This window comes from Pseudonocardia sp. Ae505_Ps2 (assembly GCF_001932425.1).
GTDB lineage: Bacteria > Actinomycetota > Actinomycetes > Mycobacteriales > Pseudonocardiaceae > Pseudonocardia.
Map to the genome: position 1 here is coordinate 2277127 of NZ_MCIP01000001.1, position 14476 is coordinate 2291602.

Sequence of the window (14476 nt, forward strand, 5' to 3'; positions counted from 1 at the left end):
AAACGTGGGGGTGGACGTCCACCCCGGCCCTCACCCCACCCTCACCCCCACCCCTCACCCCCGATGATCAGCACAGATATCCGCAGGGTGAGGGGGTGAGGCGGGGTGAGGCAGCCGCCACCGACCCCCGGAAACCGGTGAAAACGCGGGGTGGCGACCGTTCCGGCGCTGCCTCACCCCGCCCCACCACCCCACCACCGGCAGTCACTCATAGTCACCGATCGTTGGAGGTTCGTCGTGAAGTTCCGCGCCCGTAAGACGTTCCGGTTCGGCCCGCTGCGGGCCACGGTCAACCAGTCCGGCCGGTGGTCGTTCGCCATCCAGATCGGGCGCCTCACCCACAACCTGACCCGGCGCACGACCTCGTTCGACACCCCCGGCCCGGGCGGGTTCCACCACCAGCACCGCCCCCGCCGACGAGGCGACGCCGAGCACTGACCCCGGCCCGGACGGCCGAGCCCCGCTGATCTAGCCGCACCACCTCTTCCGACGACGCCCAGCTCGGGCGCCGCCGCGACCCACTCATGCCGAAAACAGGAGCCTGCGATGTCGACACACCCTCTGCGGACCGCCGATCAGGCCGCGCTGGTCACCCTCACCGCGATCGGATCACTGCTCGGTCACCACGGCGGGGACTACCTCGTCCAGACCGACACCTGCGCCGCGCACAAGCAGGACCGCACCCCGGCCGGGCGCCGCGCCCTCGCCATCCACGCCGGGACCTACGCCCTCACTCAAGCCGTCACCAAGGCCGCGCTCTACCGGCTCGCCGGACTCCGCGTCCCGGCCGCCGCACAGCTCGCCGGGGCGCTCACCGAAGCGCTCGTGCACGCGGTCATCGACGACGGTCGCCTCCTCGAGGTCTACGCCCGCCGCACCCGCCGGTCTCGGTTCTTCGGTCTGGCCGGCGCCGGGATCAACGGCAAGGCGCTGCTCGATCAGGCCGCCCACGTCCAGGTGCAGATCCCGGCCGGGATCGCCGCCACCGCCGCTGTCGCCGCGCTGGCCGCGCGGCGCCGCTGAGCACGAGGAGAACCGTCATGACCACCACCCACGACACCCACTCCGCACTGTGCACCGACCCGACCCACTGCGGCGGGTCCACCGGGTCCGCGGGGCCGGTGCTCCATCCGGTCGTCGCCGCGGCGGATCTGCTGTTCGAGATGCGTCATCACCTGACCCCCGACGTGATCCGCACCCTGGCTGAGGTGTGGACGTGTGCCAGCGCGGCCCGCTACGGGGCACCGCAGGAGCGGTTCTGGGAGCCCGACACCGCCGGGGACCCGTTCGCCGATCACGACACGTTCTCGTGCGAGGACGAGGACGAGAACCGGCCCCCGGCGCCGGTCCCGGCCGGGATCCGGGTGCACACCTGCTACACCGCGAACTGCACCGTGTGCGGCAGCGCCGCCGACGTTGACGCCGACTACACCCCGCACTTCCCGACCCGGGCCGCCGCAGTCTCCTACTGGACCGACATGCAGGACTGGAGCGTCGGCCCGGCCGGGATGCGCTGCCCGACCTGCACCGACGCCGCGGACGACGCTAAGGAGCCGGACGCTGCGGGGGGCCGGCGGTGAGCGGGGTGCTGACCGAGCGGTGGGGCTGGCAACCCACCGCCCGCATGTGTGACGGGCTCCCGACGTGGCGCTGGCGCGGCGCTCCGGCTGGGCTGGTGACCCGGCGCCAGATGCGCGCCGCCGGGCGGGCCCCGGGCGGGGCGGCGCCGGTGGGGCGGATCGAGTGCCGCCGCGGTCGCCGGTGGGCGCTGCTGTGGGACCCGGCCGAGCTGGCCGTCAAGCGGGTCCCGACCCCGGCACAACGCGTCGCCCTGGGCCGGGCGCTGGCCGCCCGGCGTCGGTGCCCGGTCTGCACGGTCGACGTCGGGTACTGCATCCCGCGCTCGCTCGGGTGCTGCGTGGACTGCCACGAGGAGACCCGGTGAACGCCGGGCGGGGCGAGCTGTGCCGGGTGGCCCTGGAGCTGGCCGGCCGGGGGTGGCCGGTGTTCCCGCTGCGCCCCGGTAGCAAGCGTCCGGCGCTGCACGGGCACACCGGGTGCGCCGGGGCCGGGCCGTGCGCCGACGGGCACCAGGGCTGGGAGCAGCGGGCGACGACCGACCCGGGCCGGATCCGGGCGGCGTGGACGGCGGGCGCGTTCAACATCGGCCTGCCGACCGGGCGGGCCGGGCTGGTAGTGATCGACCTCGACACCCGCGCCGACGGCGAGGACATCCCGCCCGAGTGGGCGGGACGGGGCGTCATCGACGGCGCCGGGGTGCTGGCCGCGCTGCTCGCCGAGTGGGGCCGGGAACTTCCGGCGACCTACGAGGTCACCACACCGTCGGGCGGGCGGCACCTGTACTTCCGGGCCCCGGCCGGGGTCGAGTTCCGCAACACCGCCGGGGACGGCGGGCACGGCCTGGGCTGGAAGATCGACACCCGCGCCCACGGCGGCTACGTCGTCGCCGCCGGTTCCCACGTCCCGACCGGCACCTACCGGACCGTCGGGGCAGTGGAGCCGGTGGAGCTGCCGGACTGGCTGGCCGCCCGGCTCGCCCCGCCCCCGCCCCCGGCTGTTCCAGCGGGTCCGATCCGGACCGGCGCCGGGCGCCGCGACCGCTACCTCGACGTCGCACTACGGGCTGAAACAGCACGGGTGACCGGGGCACCCAAGTCCCAACGCAACGCCCACCTGTACGTCGCCGCGGTCGCCCTCGGACAGCTCGTCGCCGGTGGAGCTCTACCCGAGGGCGAGGCCTGGCAGGTGCTGCGCAGCGCGTGTGCCGGGCACGTCGCCCTCGGCGCCTACAGCGCGGCGCAGGCGGACAAGACGATCGCGTCCGGTCTGCGGGCCGGGGCGAAGCGACCCCGACGGATCGAGGACGCCGCATGAACCCCCCACCCACCCCAGCCCCTCACCCCACCCCGATCGGGAACGCCCCGCACACGCCCACACAGGGCCCGTTGAGCGGCCCGCAGGGCGGGGGCAGGCGGGGCGGACCGAACTTGACGGAGGCCCCGGCGCCGCGGCGCACGGCCTGGACAGCGGAGGAACTGATGGCCATGGACTTCCCCACGCCGCGGTGGGCGGTGCCCGGGGTGATCTGTGAGGGCGTGACCCTGCTCGCCGGGCCCCCGAAGGTCGGCAAGTCCTGGATGAGCCTGGGTCTCGCGCTCGATATCGCCGCCGGGCGTCCGGCGTTCGGGCGGATTCCTGCCGAACAGGGCTCCGTGCTCTACCTCGCCCTGGAAGACACCCCGCGCCGGTTGAAGTCCCGTATGGAAATCGCGTTGGGCGGGCGGCCTGCACCGGCCGGGCTGACCCTGTCGATTGCCTGCGAACCGATGCCCGCCGGGGGCACTGAGCAGATCTCGCAATGGCTCGACGCCCACCCCGATGCCCGCATGGTTGTCATCGACGTCTTCGTCAAAGTTCGCGGCACCCCCGCCCCCGGGGTCGCCGCCTACGATGCCGACTACACGGCGATGACCCGGATCAAACGGGTCGCCGATCACTACGGCGTCGCCGTCGTGCTGGTCCACCACGTCCGTAAAGCCGCGGCCGAGGATTTCCTGGCCACGGTGTCGGGCACCAACGGGTTGGCCGGCGCAGCCGATGCGGTACTCGTTCTCGAACGCGCCCGCGCCCAAGCCGATGGGGTTCTGCACGTCACCGGCCGCGACGTCGACGAAACGGATTACCCGCTCGCGTTCGACCCGGGCGCGGGGGCGTGGTCGCTACTCGACGGGAAAGCCTCGGACTTCCAGATGGGCGACACCCGATCCCTGATCATCCGCTATCTACGCGACTACCCCGGCCGCAAGCCCGGGGAGATCGCCGCGGCACTGGACAAGGACGCCGGAACCGTGCGCCAGACATGCCGACGCATGGAAACCGACGGACAACTCCGCAGCAACGCCGGTGGCCAGTACTGGCCCGCCGACACCGCCACCACAGCAACGAGTGACACCAGTGACAGCGGTGACACACCCGCCATCGAACCACTGTCACTGCTGTCACTTCGTCACTCAACCCCCGACGACCAGGGAGAACACCAGTGACCCGCCCGACCGGCCCGAGTGACATCCGCGTGACCGTGACCGGGCCCCACCTCTGTCACTCTGTCACTCCACCCACTTTGACCTGCGCAAACATGAGTGACAGTTCGAGTGACAGCCCCCGCGGGGGTGTCACTCTGTCACTCGGCCGCCGGACCGCGACGGCGCCGCGCCGCGGCGACAGCCACGTGACGGTGACGGGGCCCCACCTCTGTCACTCTGTCACTCGACCCGCGCTGACCTGCGGAAACGTGAGTGACAGAGGGAGTGATAGGGCCCGCGGGGGTGTCACTCTGTCACTCGGCCGCCGGAGCCGGGCCGCGGCCGAGACGCCCGCCAGCGGCGACGGCCGGGCCCCACCGGCGTGGACCCCACCGCTGTCACTGTGTCACTCCACCCCGTCTGACCTGCGTAAACCGCTGTGACAACCCGAGTGACACTCACGCCGCGCTGTCACTCCATCCGGAGGGGAACCCCATGAGCCGGTCCGCCGCCCGCCTCACCGTCGCCGACCTCTGCGCCGAACTCGCCATCTCCCGCTCCACCTTCTACGACTGGCGCGCAAAAGGCCGCGCACCCCGCTGTATCAAACTCCCCAACGGCGAAATCCGCATCCGCCGGACCGACTTCGAAACCTGGCTCAACAGCCTGGAAGAGGTAGCCGCCTGATGACCACCACCTACGACGTTCGCATCTGGAAAACCGACGTCTACAAGGGCAAGACCACCACCGCCTACACCGTCATGTGGAGGGTCGGGACGAAGCGGTGGAAGAAGCGGTTCCGGACCAGTGCACTTGCGGACAGCTATCGTGCTGAACTCCTCAGTGCGTCTCGTGGCGGCGAGGCATTCGACGTCGCGACGGGGTTGCCCGTTTCTGCAACCCGGCCAGCGCAGGCCACTAATTGGCTGGACTTCGCGTGCAGCTACATGGATATGAAGTGGCCTGGCGCCGCTGCGACGTATCGGCGTGGCATATCGGAGGCGCTGACTGCTGCGACCGTGGCCATGCTCGACGATGCGAATGGGCGCCCTGATCCGGTGGTGCTGCGGCGCGCACTGCACCGGTGGGCATTCAATACAGGGCGGCGCGATGCGCCCGACCAACCGGCGGATGTTCGGGAGGCGCTGGTGTGGGCGCGGCGCCACAGTCGTTCCGTCGCATCGCTGGCCGATCCGGGGGTGCTCCGGTCAGTGCTGAACTCGATCAGCACCCGGCTGGACGGAAAGCCCGCCGCGGCGACGGTGGCGAATCAGCGCCGTCGGGTGCTGTACAACGCCGCCGAGTATGCGGTCGAGCTGGGGCACCTGCGGGCGAATCCACTGGTGGGGTTGAAGTGGAAGGCGCCGAAGCCGTCCGGTGCCGTGGACCGTCGAACAGTGGTGAATCCGGTGCAAGCGCGAACCCTGCTCGCGGCGGTCCGGGAGACCCGGCGCAGCGGGCCGCGGCTGGTCGCGTTCTTCGCCCTCATGTACTTCGCCGCGCTGCGCCCGGAGGAGGCCGCGAACGTGCGGGCGGCCAACCTCTCGCTCCCGGCGGGCGGCGGCTGGGGTGAAATCCACCTAGACGAGGCGACGCCGCACGCTGGTGCCGAGTGGACCAACGATGGCGAGCAACGAGACCGGCGGCAGCTCAAGGGGCGCGCTCGCGGGGAGCATCGCCCTGTCCCGGCTCCTCCTGAGCTGGTGGAGCTGCTGAAACAGCATGTGGCCGCGTTCGGGTTGGGCGAGGATGGCCGGCTGTTCCCCGGGGGCCGGGTCGTCGAGCTGCCCAAGATCACCTATATCCGCGCATGGCAGGCGGCCCGAGTGATCGCCTTCACCCCGGAGGTGGCGGCCTCACCGCTCGCAGCCACGCCGTACTCGCTGCGGCACGCCTGCGTCTCGACGTGGCTCAATGCGGGTGTCCCGGCGACGCAGGTCGCCGAGTGGGCCGGGCACTCGGTCGAGGTGCTGTTGAAGGTCTACGCCAAGTGCATCGAGGGCCAGGACGCTCAGGCGCGGCGCCGTGTGATGGCCGCGCTCGGGTCTCCCGCGCCGCTGTAGGGCGCCGGGAGGATTTGGGAACGTCCTGGGAACAGATGCCCGCTCAGACCCGTCTACGGCGGGGTATGGCCGGACAGAACAAGATCAGCCCCTCACCGGGTTTCGCCTGGTGAGGGGCTGTTTTTGGTGGTGCCCCCGGCAGGATTCGAACCTGCGGCACCCGCTTTAGGAGAGCGGTGCTCTATCCCCTGAGCTACGAGGGCGCGAATGCAGGTTACCCGGAAGCCCCGGGCTCCGCCTCGCCGCCGTCATCGCCCGGGACGGCGCCGGGGTGAGAACGCCGAACCGGAGCGGAGACCCCGTTTCCTTCGGGGGGGGGGGGGGCGCGGAATCGCGGCGGCGCCCATTCGTGATATCGGCCACTACGACATCGGAAGGCTCCTGCGAGCGTGCGGCGACAGCGATTCGCTCGCAGCTCGTGCGCCCGTTCATGGGACGCTGACCAGCGGATTCGTGCGCAGTCGACGCGCCGGGCCGCTGTCGCCGAAAAGTCGCAGATCGCGTTGTCCGGCTGATGCTCCGCGCCGGCAACTGCTCCGTGGGGGCGATGGGGAAATCGTTCTAGGGTCCCCGCAGTCGACAGGGGAGGGTCAGTGCGATCGCTGTTCCGGAACACGCGGTTCCGTCGGTTGTTCACGGCCCAGGTCGTCGCGCTGGTCGGGACCGGGCTCACGACGGTCGCGCTCGGGCTCCTCGCCTACGACCTCGCCGGCGAGCGGGCCGCTCTCGTCCTGGGATCGGCGCTGACGATCAAGATGGCGGCCTACGTCGTCGTGGGGCCGGTGGTCGGCGCGGTCGCCGACCGGGCCCCGCGGCGGATGCTGATGGTCGGTGCGGATGTCGTCCGCGCTGCGGTCGTGCTCGTCCTGCCCTGGGTGAGCGAGATCTGGCAGGTGTTCGCCCTGGTCGGGGTGCTGCAGGTCGCCTCGGCGACGTTCACGCCGGTGTTCCAGTCGGTCATCCCCGACGTCGTGCCCGACGAGCAGGACTATGCCGGAGCACTGTCGGCCGCACAGCTCGCGAGTAGCGCGGAGACGGTGCTGAGTCCGTTGCTGGCCGCGGCGGCGGTCGCGGTGACGAGCTACTCGACGTTGTTCGTCGGCACCTGCGCCGGGTTCGTCCTCTCCGCGGTCCTCGTGGCGTCGACGGTCGTCCCGCCGGTTGCGGGTCGTGCCCAGGGTGACTTCGCGACCCGGCTGCTGCTCGGGGTCCGGCTGTTCCGGGCGGTCCCGCAGCTGCGGGGGCTGCTGGCGCTGAACGTCGTCGTCGCCGCGGTCGGGGTGGTGTCGCTCGTGACGACGGTGAACGTCGTCCGCGACCTGCTCGGGGGCACCGAGGCCGACGTCGGGCTGCTGCTCGCGGTGTCCGGCGCGGGGACGGCCGCGGCGGCGCTGACCTCCCCGTGGCTCGCCCGACGGCTGCCGGTCCGGACGGTGATGCTGGCCGGCGCGGCGCTCTCCTGCCTGGCGGCCGGGGCGACCCTGCTGCTGGCGGCAACGCCGTCGTGGACGACCGCGACGCTCGCGTGGGCGCTGATCGGCTTCGGCCCGGGGTGGATCATGGTCAACACCGGTCGCCTGCTGCGCACCTCGGCGGGGCCCGGTCAGCGGCCAGCCCTGTTCAGCGCGCAGTTCTCGCTCTCGCACGCCTGCTGGTTGGTCACCTACCCGCTCACCGGCTGGCTGGCGGTCTCGGCCGGCTGGACGGTGACCTGGTCGGTTCTCGCCGCGCTCGCCGTCGTCGCGCTCGGGGTGGCGGTGACGGTCTGGCCGACGGCCGGCGCCGATCTCGTCCGGCACCGTCACGACCACGACGCCGATCGCGCCCATGTCGTCACCGCGCGCCGGTCGGTGCACGGCTGGACGCACGCGCACCGGCTCGTCGTCGACGACCAGCACCCGCACGGACCCGTCCCGGTGTGACCGTTCAGGCCGCCGGGAGCAGACCGTCGGCCACCTCCCGGGCCGCGCGGATCGGCCCCGGCCCGCGCTCGACCACCGCCGTCGCGACCGCGCCCTCCAGGAGGATCATCAGGGTCCCGGCGAGCGCGGCCGGTTCAGCCGTGCCCAGCCGCTCGACCTGGGCCTGCAGGTAGCTGCGCAGCGCGGTCTTGTGGTGCCGGACGACCTCGCGGGCCGGGTGGTCGAGCCGCGGCAGCTCCGAGGCCGCGTTGAGGAACGCGCAGCCGCGGAAGTCCTCCCGGGACTGCCAGGTCTCGTAGGCGTCGAAGACGGCGAGGATCCGGTCCCGCGGCGACGCGTGGTCGGCGGTGATCCGGTCGATGTCGGACTGCCATCGGCGGTCGCGGTCCCGCAGGTAGGCGACGACGAGCCGGTCCTTCGAGCCGAAGTTCGTGTACAGCGCCGTCTTGGTGACGCCCGCCTCCGCGGCGACGGTGTCCACCCCGACCGCGTTGATGCCGTCCCGGTAGAAGAGCCGGGACGCGGCGTCGAGCACCTTGGCCCCGGCGTCGCCACGCCGTGTGCGTGCCATGCGGCCCCCTCGGACAACCGAACGGTCTGTTCTATTCGCCGATCCTACCAGCGGCGACCGCTGCATCGGGCAGTTCGAGTTGCAAACAAACAGACAGGTCTGTTCACTAGCGGCATGACGGCGACCTGCGAACGCTCCGCGCCCACGACCGACCGGCCCTGGTGGACGATCGCGCTGCTCGGCGCGGGGGTGATCGCGCTCTGCTACGGCGTCGCTCGCTACGCCTACGGGCTGTTCGTGCCTCGCTTCACCGAGACGTTCGGCCTGACCCCGGCCGCGGTCGGCGTGCTCGGCGGGCTCTCCACGGCCGGCTACGTCCTCGGGCTGCTCGCCGCTCCGGCGCTGTCGGCGCGGTCGGCGCGCGGTGCCACGGTCGCGGCCGCCGTCTCCGCGACGGTGGGACTGCTGCTCATGGCCCTCGCCCCGGGAGTGGTGGTGTTCGCTGTCGCGATCGTGGTGGCGGGAGCTGGGGCCGGCATCGCCACCCCGGGGGTGGCGCAGCTCGTCGTCGAGACGGTCGGTGTCGCCGCGCGCACCCGGGCGCAGTCCTGGGCGAACACCGGCACCGGGGCGGGGCTCGCGCTGACCGCGTTCACGCCGCTGCTGCCGGGGGACTGGCGGGCCGTCTGGCTCGGGTTCGGCCTGGTCGCGGTCGTCGTCACCGTTGCCGCCGCATGGCTGCTGCCGCGGGGCGTTCCCGAGGCGGCGCCCACGGAGCGGGGGCGCGGCCGGGTGCTCCCGCTGCTGGTCGTCGCCGGGTTGCTGGGGGTGGTCAGCGCGCCGTACTGGACCTTCTCGACCGCGCGGCTCGACGAGGTCGGGGCCGGGCCGGTCCTCGGCACCGTCGCGTGGTGTGCGATCGGTGTGGTCGGCGTGCTCGGCGGCGCGGTGGGACGGGCGGCGCAGCGGCACGGCCTGCGGGCGGTCGGGCTCGTCGTCTGGACCCTGTTCTCGGCCGGGATCGCCCTGCTCGCCCTGCCGGAGCCGGGCCTTCTCGGCGCGGTCGTCTCGGCGGGCCTGTTCGGCGCGGGCTACATCGGGCTGACCGGGCTGTGCATCCTGTGGGCCGCCCACATCGTCCCGGGTGCTCCCGCACGTGCGGTGACCTGGGCGTGCCTCGCCCTGGGTGTCGGTCAGACGGTGGGCTCGCCGCTGGCCGGGGCCCTGGCCAGCCGGATCGGGACGGCGGGGACGCTCGCCGTCGCTGCCGCGCTGGGGCTGCTGGCCTGGGCGCAGCTGCACCCGCGGCTGGCGCCGCCGGACGCGTACCGGGCCTGAACGACGACGTCCCCCGGTGCGGACGTGCCGCACCGGGGGACGGGATCAGGCCGGGATCAGCGACGGCTCGGGGTGCGGCCGTGTGTGACGGCGTTCCAGGTGTCGATGCCCACCCAGATCTCGCGGAGCACGTTCCCGGTGCGCTGGGCGGCGTCCCGCAGGGTCTCGGGCCAGGACGGCGTCGGGGTCTCGTGGGTGGTCATCGGCTACCTCCTCGTAGTGGTCGACTCGGAAGCTGGTCTGTCCGATTCGCACCACGAGAGTAGCGAATGAGACTCCGATGTCTCAAGGGTTACGATCGTGTGTCACGCCTCATCCGCTCGGCGCAGCGGTCTCCACGACCCCGGCCAGCAGGGTCCGCTCGGTGACCCCGACGATCTCCTGCCGGGCGAGCCTGCCGTCGTGGGCGGCGAGCACCGACCGGGTCAGCAGGGCGTAGAGCGCCTCGGTCATCCACGTCGCGGACAGGGTCACGCAGAAGACCCCGCTCCGCTGGCCGCGCTGGAACAGCTCGACGAGCAGGGTGTCCATCTCGGCGTAGCGGGCCAGGACCTCGTCGCTGGACTGGATGCGCTCGGCGAGCACCCACAGGTCCACCGAGGGCAACAGGCCGACGATGACCCGGCGCACCGCCTCGATCGGGTCGCCCTCGTCGGTCCGGGCCTCCCGGATCGCGGTGATCCCGCGCTCCACGCCCATCTCGCTGAGCTCCTCGAGGAGCGCCTCCCGGCCGTCGACGAGCCGGTGCAGGGTCGCCCGGCTGATGCCGGCGCCGGTCGCGATCTCCGACATCGACGCGGCCGGGTTCTGCACGAGCACGGTCGCGGCCGCGAGGAGCACGTCGTTCCGCTCGATGGCCACGCCGGAGACGGTAGACCTCCGTGCGTCAGACCATCGCAGCCGTTCCGACCTGCGGATTCTCCCGGAAGAAGCGGACCATCGCGTCGACGTGCTCCTCGAAGGGCGGGCAGTGCACGCCCAGCGGGCCCAGCATCGCGGTTGTCGCGTCGGTGTCGTAGTGCGACGGGTGGGTCAGGTACTCCAGCGTGCTGGAGGGGACCTTGAACAGCCGTCCGACGCCGGGCACGTGGTCGATGGAGAACGCGGCGAGCCCGACCGGCATCGGCACCACGCGCAGGTGCTTGCCGAGCCGGTCGGCGAACACCTCGCACATCTCGGTCACCGTCGGCGGGGCCGGCTGGGCCAGCGCGAACGTCCGGTTCACCGCCGGACCGTGCCCGGCCAGCGCGGCGATCCCGTCGACGACGTAGTCCGAGGGCACCAGGTTGAACCGGGTCCGCGCCGCCGCCCGGGGGAGCGGGACGAACGCGGTCCGGCCCTGCCGGGCCATCAGCTGCAGCAGGTAGTACGGGCCGTCGAACTTCTGCGTCGCCCCGGTGACCGAGTCCCCGACGACGACCGACGGCCGGTAGATCGACACCGGCAGGCCGGCGTCGCGGGCCTTGACCACGACGCGCTCGGCCTCGTGCTTGGTGTGGTCGTAGTGGTTGGCGAAGGGCTGGCCGAGCTCCAGGTCGGTCTCGGAGAAGATGCCGTCGTAGCGGCCCGAGACGTAGCAGGTCGACACGTACTGCAGCCGGACCAGCTCCGACGCGGCCTCGGCGAACCGCACGACGTGCCGGGTGCCCTCGACGTTCACCGACCACGCGATGTCCGCCGGCACCGAGAGGTCGTAGACCGCGGCCAGGTGGAAGATCTCCAGCGGCCCACCGAGCAGGCGCTCCCGGTCGGCCTGCTCCAGCCCCAGCCCGTCGACGGTGATGTCCCCGACGACGAGGTCGGTGCGCCCGGCGATCTCCGGCGCCTCGCGCTCGATCCGCGCCAGGGTCGTGCGGGCCTGGCCCAGGAACTTGGCCTGCACCAGGGCGACCGCGCGCGAGTCCGGCGCGCGGCGCAGTGTCCGCGGCAGCAGGGCCGACCCGAGGAAACCGGGGAACCCGGTGAACAGCACGACACTCATCCCGGCACCGCCCTTCCGCGCGGCGTCCGTGCCGCGCCGTCGCTCCGCGGGACGGTATCCGGTACCGCCCGTACCAACCGGGTGACTGTGACCGACATCAGCCGACCGGGGCAGCCGACCGGGATATGCCCGCCGGGATCGGCCGTCCGGGATCAGTCGGCCCGGATCAGCGACGCGGCGTGGTCGGGCACGTCGCGCTGCACCTCGCGCGGCGGACGCTCGTAGCCCGTCGACGGCACCCGGTCCGGCAGGGTCAGCACCCGTCGCTCCACCGGCTCCCAGGGGATCGAGCCCAGCAGGTGGTGGATCATGTTGATCCGCGCGTTGCGCTTCTCCTCGGCCTCGACGATCCACCACGGCGCGTGGTCGGTGTCGGTGTGGATCAGCATGTCGTCGCGGGCGCGGGAGTAGTCGTCCCACCGGGTCATGGACTCGAGGTCCATCGGCGAGAGCTTCCACTGCTTGAGCGGGTTCTCCAGTCGCTCCGCGAACCGCCGCGCCTGCTCCTTTGCGCTGACCGAGAACCAGTACTTGCGCAGGTGGATGCCGTCCTCGACGAGCATGTTCTCGAACACCGGCGCCTGGCGCAGGAAGCGGCGGTACTCGGCCTCGGTGCAGAACCCCATCACCCGCTCGACGCCGGCGCGGTTGTACCAGGACCGGTCCATCAGCACGATCTCGCCCGCCGCGGGCAGCTGCTCGACGTAGCGCTGGAAGTACCACTGCCCCTTCTGCCGCTCGGTCGGAGCGGGCAGCGCGACGATCCGCGCGAACCGCGGGTTGAGGTACTGGGTGACGCGCTGGATCGCACCGCCCTTGCCGGCGGCGTCGCGCCCCTCGAAGACCACGACGACCCGTGCGCCCGAGGCCCGGACCCACTCCTGCATCTGCAGCAGCTCGCCCTGCAGGCGGAGGAGCTCGGCGTCGTAGATCTTGCGCGGCAGTTTCCTGGTCGCCATCGGGACACCCAACCAGATCGATGCACCCGTCCCTAGCGACCCGCCCGGCGCAGCGCCTCGGAGAACACCTCGGCGATGGCGGCGTAGCCACGGTCGTTGGGATGGAACCGGTCGGAGGCCAGCTTGCCGCGCCAGTGCCGGGTCCGCGGATCCCGCAGCTCGGCCAGAACGAGCCCACGGTGCCGCACGGCGTCGTCGATCAGGCCGTTGACCTGCAGTGCGGCCGCGAACGTTCCCGGTTGGTTCCCGATGACGGTGCCCGGGGGAAGCCGGTCGACCAGCGCCGCGTACCGGTGCCCGACGCCGTCCTGGTGCCGTGGCTGCATCAGGTCGTTGGACCCGACCAGGCACAGCAGCAGCTCGGGGTGCAGTCCCTCGGCGACGGGGAGCTGGGCGTCGAGGACGTCGTCGACGCGGGCGCCGTACTGGGACAGGTTCACCAGCCGCCACCCGGGCAGCCGCCCGATCAGCTGCCCGGCCCACCCGCGCTCGGGGTGCGAGGCGCCGATGCCCTGGGCCATCGAGTCGCCGAGGACGACGCAGAGCGGGCCGGTCCGGGACAGCTCGGTGCGGTTGCGTTCCTCCCAGTGCGCCGCGTACGGCTCGATCTGCTGCTGCACGCGGCGGATCCCGGGCACGAACCGGGAGACCGCGGTGATGATCCGGCCCGGCGGGCGCCCGGTCCGGTTGGAGAAGACGGGCTCACCCGTGTCGGCCACGGCCCCAGTGAAGCAGGTTCCGCGGCGACGGTGACCCCGGCGGGACCACCGTCGCGGATCTACCGTGGACGCCATGACGACCGTCGCACTGCTGGGGACCGGGATCATGGGCGCCGGGATGGGGCACAACATCCTCGCTGCCGGGCTGGACCTGCGGGTCTGGAACCGGACCGCGGCCAAGGCGCAGCCGCTCGCCGACGCGGGCGCGGCCCTGCACACCGACCCGGCCGACGCCGTCCGCGGCGCCGACGTCGTCGTGACGATGCTGGGGAACGCCGACGACGTGACCGCCGTCCTGGAGCAGGCCGCCGACGGTCTCGCGCCGGGCCAGGTGTGGCTGCAGACCACCACCGTCGGCGTCGAGCCGTTCGACGGGCTCCGCGCGATCGCTGCGCGCCACGGCCTGACCCTGCTCGACGCGCCGGTGCTCGGCACCCGCGCGCCCGCCGAGGCCGGGCAGCTGACCGTGTTCGTCGCCGGCGACCCCGCGGCGCGCCCGGTCGTCGACCCGGTGCTCGACGCCGTCGGCCGGCAGACCGTCTGGGTGGCCGAGGACTGCGGGTCCGCGCAGGCGAGCCGGCTCAAGCTCGTCGCCAACAGCTGGGTGCTGGCGATCACCGCCGCGACCGGGGAGTCCGTCGCGCTCGCCCAGGGGCTCGGGGTGGACCCGCAGGCCTTCCTCGACGCCGTCGCCGGCGGCCCGCTGGACCTGCCCTACCTGCAGAACAAGGCGAGGGCGATCCTCGACGACGACTTCACCCCCAGCTTCACGGTGGACAACGCGGCCAAGGACGCGGGGCTGATCGTCGCCGCGGCCCAGGCCTCGGGCACCCGGCTCGACGTCGCGCCCGCGGTGCGGGACCGGCTGCTGCGGGCGTCGGAGCGCGGCCACGGCGGCGAGGACATGGCCGCCGCCTACAAGGCGTCCTGACCGCCGGGC

The 14476-nt window shown here is 72.6% G+C and carries 17 protein-coding genes and 1 tRNA gene; 11 read left to right on the forward strand and 7 right to left on the reverse strand.

All coding sequences use genetic code 11. The annotated features are described in order from the left end of the window. Positions 1–237 precede the first annotated feature (237 nt). The 8 genes from Ae505Ps2_RS10885 to Ae505Ps2_RS10920 all read left to right on the forward strand — a co-directional run bounded on the left by Ae505Ps2_RS10885 (position 238) and on the right by Ae505Ps2_RS10920 (position 6106). A complete protein-coding gene (locus tag Ae505Ps2_RS10885; RefSeq protein WP_083695543.1) occupies positions 238–438 on the forward strand; it encodes a hypothetical protein in 201 nt (66 codons plus the stop codon). Positions 439–546: 108 nt separating this feature from the next. Further along, the gene (locus tag Ae505Ps2_RS10890; RefSeq protein ID WP_139318826.1) at positions 547–1023 is read left to right on the forward strand and encodes a DUF3307 domain-containing protein; all 477 of its coding nucleotides are present in this window, start codon (positions 547–549) and stop codon (positions 1021–1023) included. 17 nt (positions 1024–1040) lie between these two features. Beyond that, entirely contained in the window at positions 1041–1580 is a 540-nt protein-coding gene (locus tag Ae505Ps2_RS10895) for a hypothetical protein (protein WP_075308458.1), read from the forward strand. Then, a complete protein-coding gene (locus Ae505Ps2_RS10900; protein ID WP_212567627.1) occupies positions 1577–1945 on the forward strand; it encodes an RRQRL motif-containing zinc-binding protein in 369 nt (122 codons plus the stop codon). The genes Ae505Ps2_RS10895 and Ae505Ps2_RS10900 overlap by 4 nt, the downstream gene beginning before the upstream one ends. Then, positions 1942–2895 carry a bifunctional DNA primase/polymerase gene (locus Ae505Ps2_RS10905; RefSeq protein WP_170917031.1) on the forward strand — a complete coding sequence of 318 codons (954 nt, stop codon included), beginning with the start codon at positions 1942–1944 and terminating at the stop codon, positions 2893–2895. The genes Ae505Ps2_RS10900 and Ae505Ps2_RS10905 overlap by 4 nt, the downstream gene beginning before the upstream one ends. Before the next feature lie 113 nt (positions 2896–3008). Continuing rightward, positions 3009–4064 (forward strand): AAA family ATPase, encoded by a 1056-nt coding sequence (locus Ae505Ps2_RS10910; protein ID WP_256371338.1) that lies wholly within the window; start codon positions 3009–3011, stop codon positions 4062–4064. A gap of 474 nt (positions 4065–4538) precedes the next feature. Then, entirely contained in the window at positions 4539–4730 is a 192-nt protein-coding gene (locus Ae505Ps2_RS10915) for a helix-turn-helix domain-containing protein (protein WP_075308454.1), read from the forward strand. Then, a complete protein-coding gene (locus Ae505Ps2_RS10920; protein ID WP_075308452.1) occupies positions 4730–6106 on the forward strand; it encodes a tyrosine-type recombinase/integrase in 1377 nt (458 codons plus the stop codon). The genes Ae505Ps2_RS10915 and Ae505Ps2_RS10920 overlap by 1 nt, the downstream gene beginning before the upstream one ends. 127 nt (positions 6107–6233) lie before the next feature. Here Ae505Ps2_RS10920 and Ae505Ps2_RS10925 read toward each other — a convergent pair. Continuing rightward, positions 6234–6309 (reverse strand) — tRNA-Arg (locus tag Ae505Ps2_RS10925). Positions 6310–6699: 390 nt separating this feature from the next. On the opposite strand from Ae505Ps2_RS10925, the gene Ae505Ps2_RS10930 reads away from it, so the two are divergent. Beyond that, positions 6700–8028, forward strand: coding sequence for an MFS transporter (locus Ae505Ps2_RS10930; RefSeq protein WP_075553596.1), 1329 nt, complete (start codon positions 6700–6702; stop codon positions 8026–8028). Between the two features lie 4 nt (positions 8029–8032). On the opposite strand, the gene Ae505Ps2_RS10935 is transcribed toward Ae505Ps2_RS10930, so the two are convergent. Continuing rightward, positions 8033–8599 carry a TetR/AcrR family transcriptional regulator gene (locus tag Ae505Ps2_RS10935; protein WP_020627238.1) on the reverse strand — a complete coding sequence of 189 codons (567 nt, stop codon included), beginning with the start codon at positions 8597–8599 and terminating at the stop codon, positions 8033–8035. 114 nt (positions 8600–8713) lie between these two features. Between Ae505Ps2_RS10935 and Ae505Ps2_RS10940 the strand changes: the two genes are divergently transcribed. Beyond that, positions 8714–9877 carry a YbfB/YjiJ family MFS transporter gene (locus Ae505Ps2_RS10940; RefSeq protein ID WP_075553597.1) on the forward strand — a complete coding sequence of 388 codons (1164 nt, stop codon included), beginning with the start codon at positions 8714–8716 and terminating at the stop codon, positions 9875–9877. Between the two features lie 56 nt (positions 9878–9933). Here Ae505Ps2_RS10940 and Ae505Ps2_RS31935 read toward each other — a convergent pair whose 3' ends face one another. From Ae505Ps2_RS31935 to Ae505Ps2_RS10960, 5 genes are all read right to left on the reverse strand, one after another. Continuing rightward, positions 9934–10080 carry a hypothetical protein gene (locus Ae505Ps2_RS31935; protein WP_020623819.1) on the reverse strand — a complete coding sequence of 49 codons (147 nt, stop codon included), beginning with the start codon at positions 10078–10080 and terminating at the stop codon, positions 9934–9936. A gap of 109 nt (positions 10081–10189) precedes the next feature. Beyond that, positions 10190–10738, reverse strand: coding sequence for a TetR/AcrR family transcriptional regulator (locus tag Ae505Ps2_RS10945; RefSeq protein WP_075308446.1), 549 nt, complete (start codon positions 10736–10738; stop codon positions 10190–10192). Between the two features lie 25 nt (positions 10739–10763). Next, positions 10764–11858: an SDR family oxidoreductase gene (locus Ae505Ps2_RS10950; RefSeq protein WP_075332956.1), complete on the reverse strand. Its 1095-nt coding sequence runs from the start codon at positions 11856–11858 to the stop codon at positions 10764–10766. Between the two features lie 152 nt (positions 11859–12010). Then, the gene (gene ppk2, locus Ae505Ps2_RS10955) at positions 12011–12817 is read right to left on the reverse strand and encodes a polyphosphate kinase 2 (protein ID WP_075308442.1); all 807 of its coding nucleotides are present in this window, start codon (positions 12815–12817) and stop codon (positions 12011–12013) included. A 32-nt stretch (positions 12818–12849) separates the two neighbouring features. Beyond that, positions 12850–13536 (reverse strand): SGNH/GDSL hydrolase family protein, encoded by a 687-nt coding sequence (locus Ae505Ps2_RS10960; RefSeq protein ID WP_075308440.1) that lies wholly within the window; start codon positions 13534–13536, stop codon positions 12850–12852. A gap of 73 nt (positions 13537–13609) precedes the next feature. On the opposite strand from Ae505Ps2_RS10960, the gene Ae505Ps2_RS10965 reads away from it, so the two are divergent. Then, positions 13610–14467, forward strand: coding sequence for an NAD(P)-dependent oxidoreductase (locus Ae505Ps2_RS10965; RefSeq protein WP_043278231.1), 858 nt, complete (start codon positions 13610–13612; stop codon positions 14465–14467). Positions 14468–14476 lie beyond the last annotated feature (9 nt).

What these genes read in the sequence shown, in the direction of transcription:
- Ae505Ps2_RS10890 (WP_139318826.1), top strand. Translation starts at nt 547, where the DNA reads ATGTCGACACACCCTCTGCGGACCGCCGATCAGGCCGCGCTGGTCACC.
- Ae505Ps2_RS10895 (WP_075308458.1), top strand. Translation starts at nt 1,041, where the DNA reads ATGACCACCACCCACGACACCCACTCCGCACTGTGCACCGACCCGACC.
- Ae505Ps2_RS10915 (WP_075308454.1), top strand. Translation starts at nt 4,539, where the DNA reads ATGAGCCGGTCCGCCGCCCGCCTCACCGTCGCCGACCTCTGCGCCGAA.
- Ae505Ps2_RS10920 (WP_075308452.1), top strand. Translation starts at nt 4,730, where the DNA reads ATGACCACCACCTACGACGTTCGCATCTGGAAAACCGACGTCTACAAG.
- Ae505Ps2_RS10935 (WP_020627238.1), bottom strand. Translation starts at nt 8,599, where the DNA reads ATGGCACGCACACGGCGTGGCGACGCCGGGGCCAAGGTGCTCGACGCC.
- Ae505Ps2_RS10940 (WP_075553597.1), top strand. Translation starts at nt 8,714, where the DNA reads ATGACGGCGACCTGCGAACGCTCCGCGCCCACGACCGACCGGCCCTGG.
- Ae505Ps2_RS31935 (WP_020623819.1), bottom strand. Translation starts at nt 10,080, where the DNA reads ATGACCACCCACGAGACCCCGACGCCGTCCTGGCCCGAGACCCTGCGG.
- Ae505Ps2_RS10950 (WP_075332956.1), bottom strand. Translation starts at nt 11,858, where the DNA reads ATGAGTGTCGTGCTGTTCACCGGGTTCCCCGGTTTCCTCGGGTCGGCC.
- ppk2 (WP_075308442.1), bottom strand. Translation starts at nt 12,817, where the DNA reads ATGGCGACCAGGAAACTGCCGCGCAAGATCTACGACGCCGAGCTCCTC.
- Ae505Ps2_RS10965 (WP_043278231.1), top strand. Translation starts at nt 13,610, where the DNA reads ATGACGACCGTCGCACTGCTGGGGACCGGGATCATGGGCGCCGGGATG.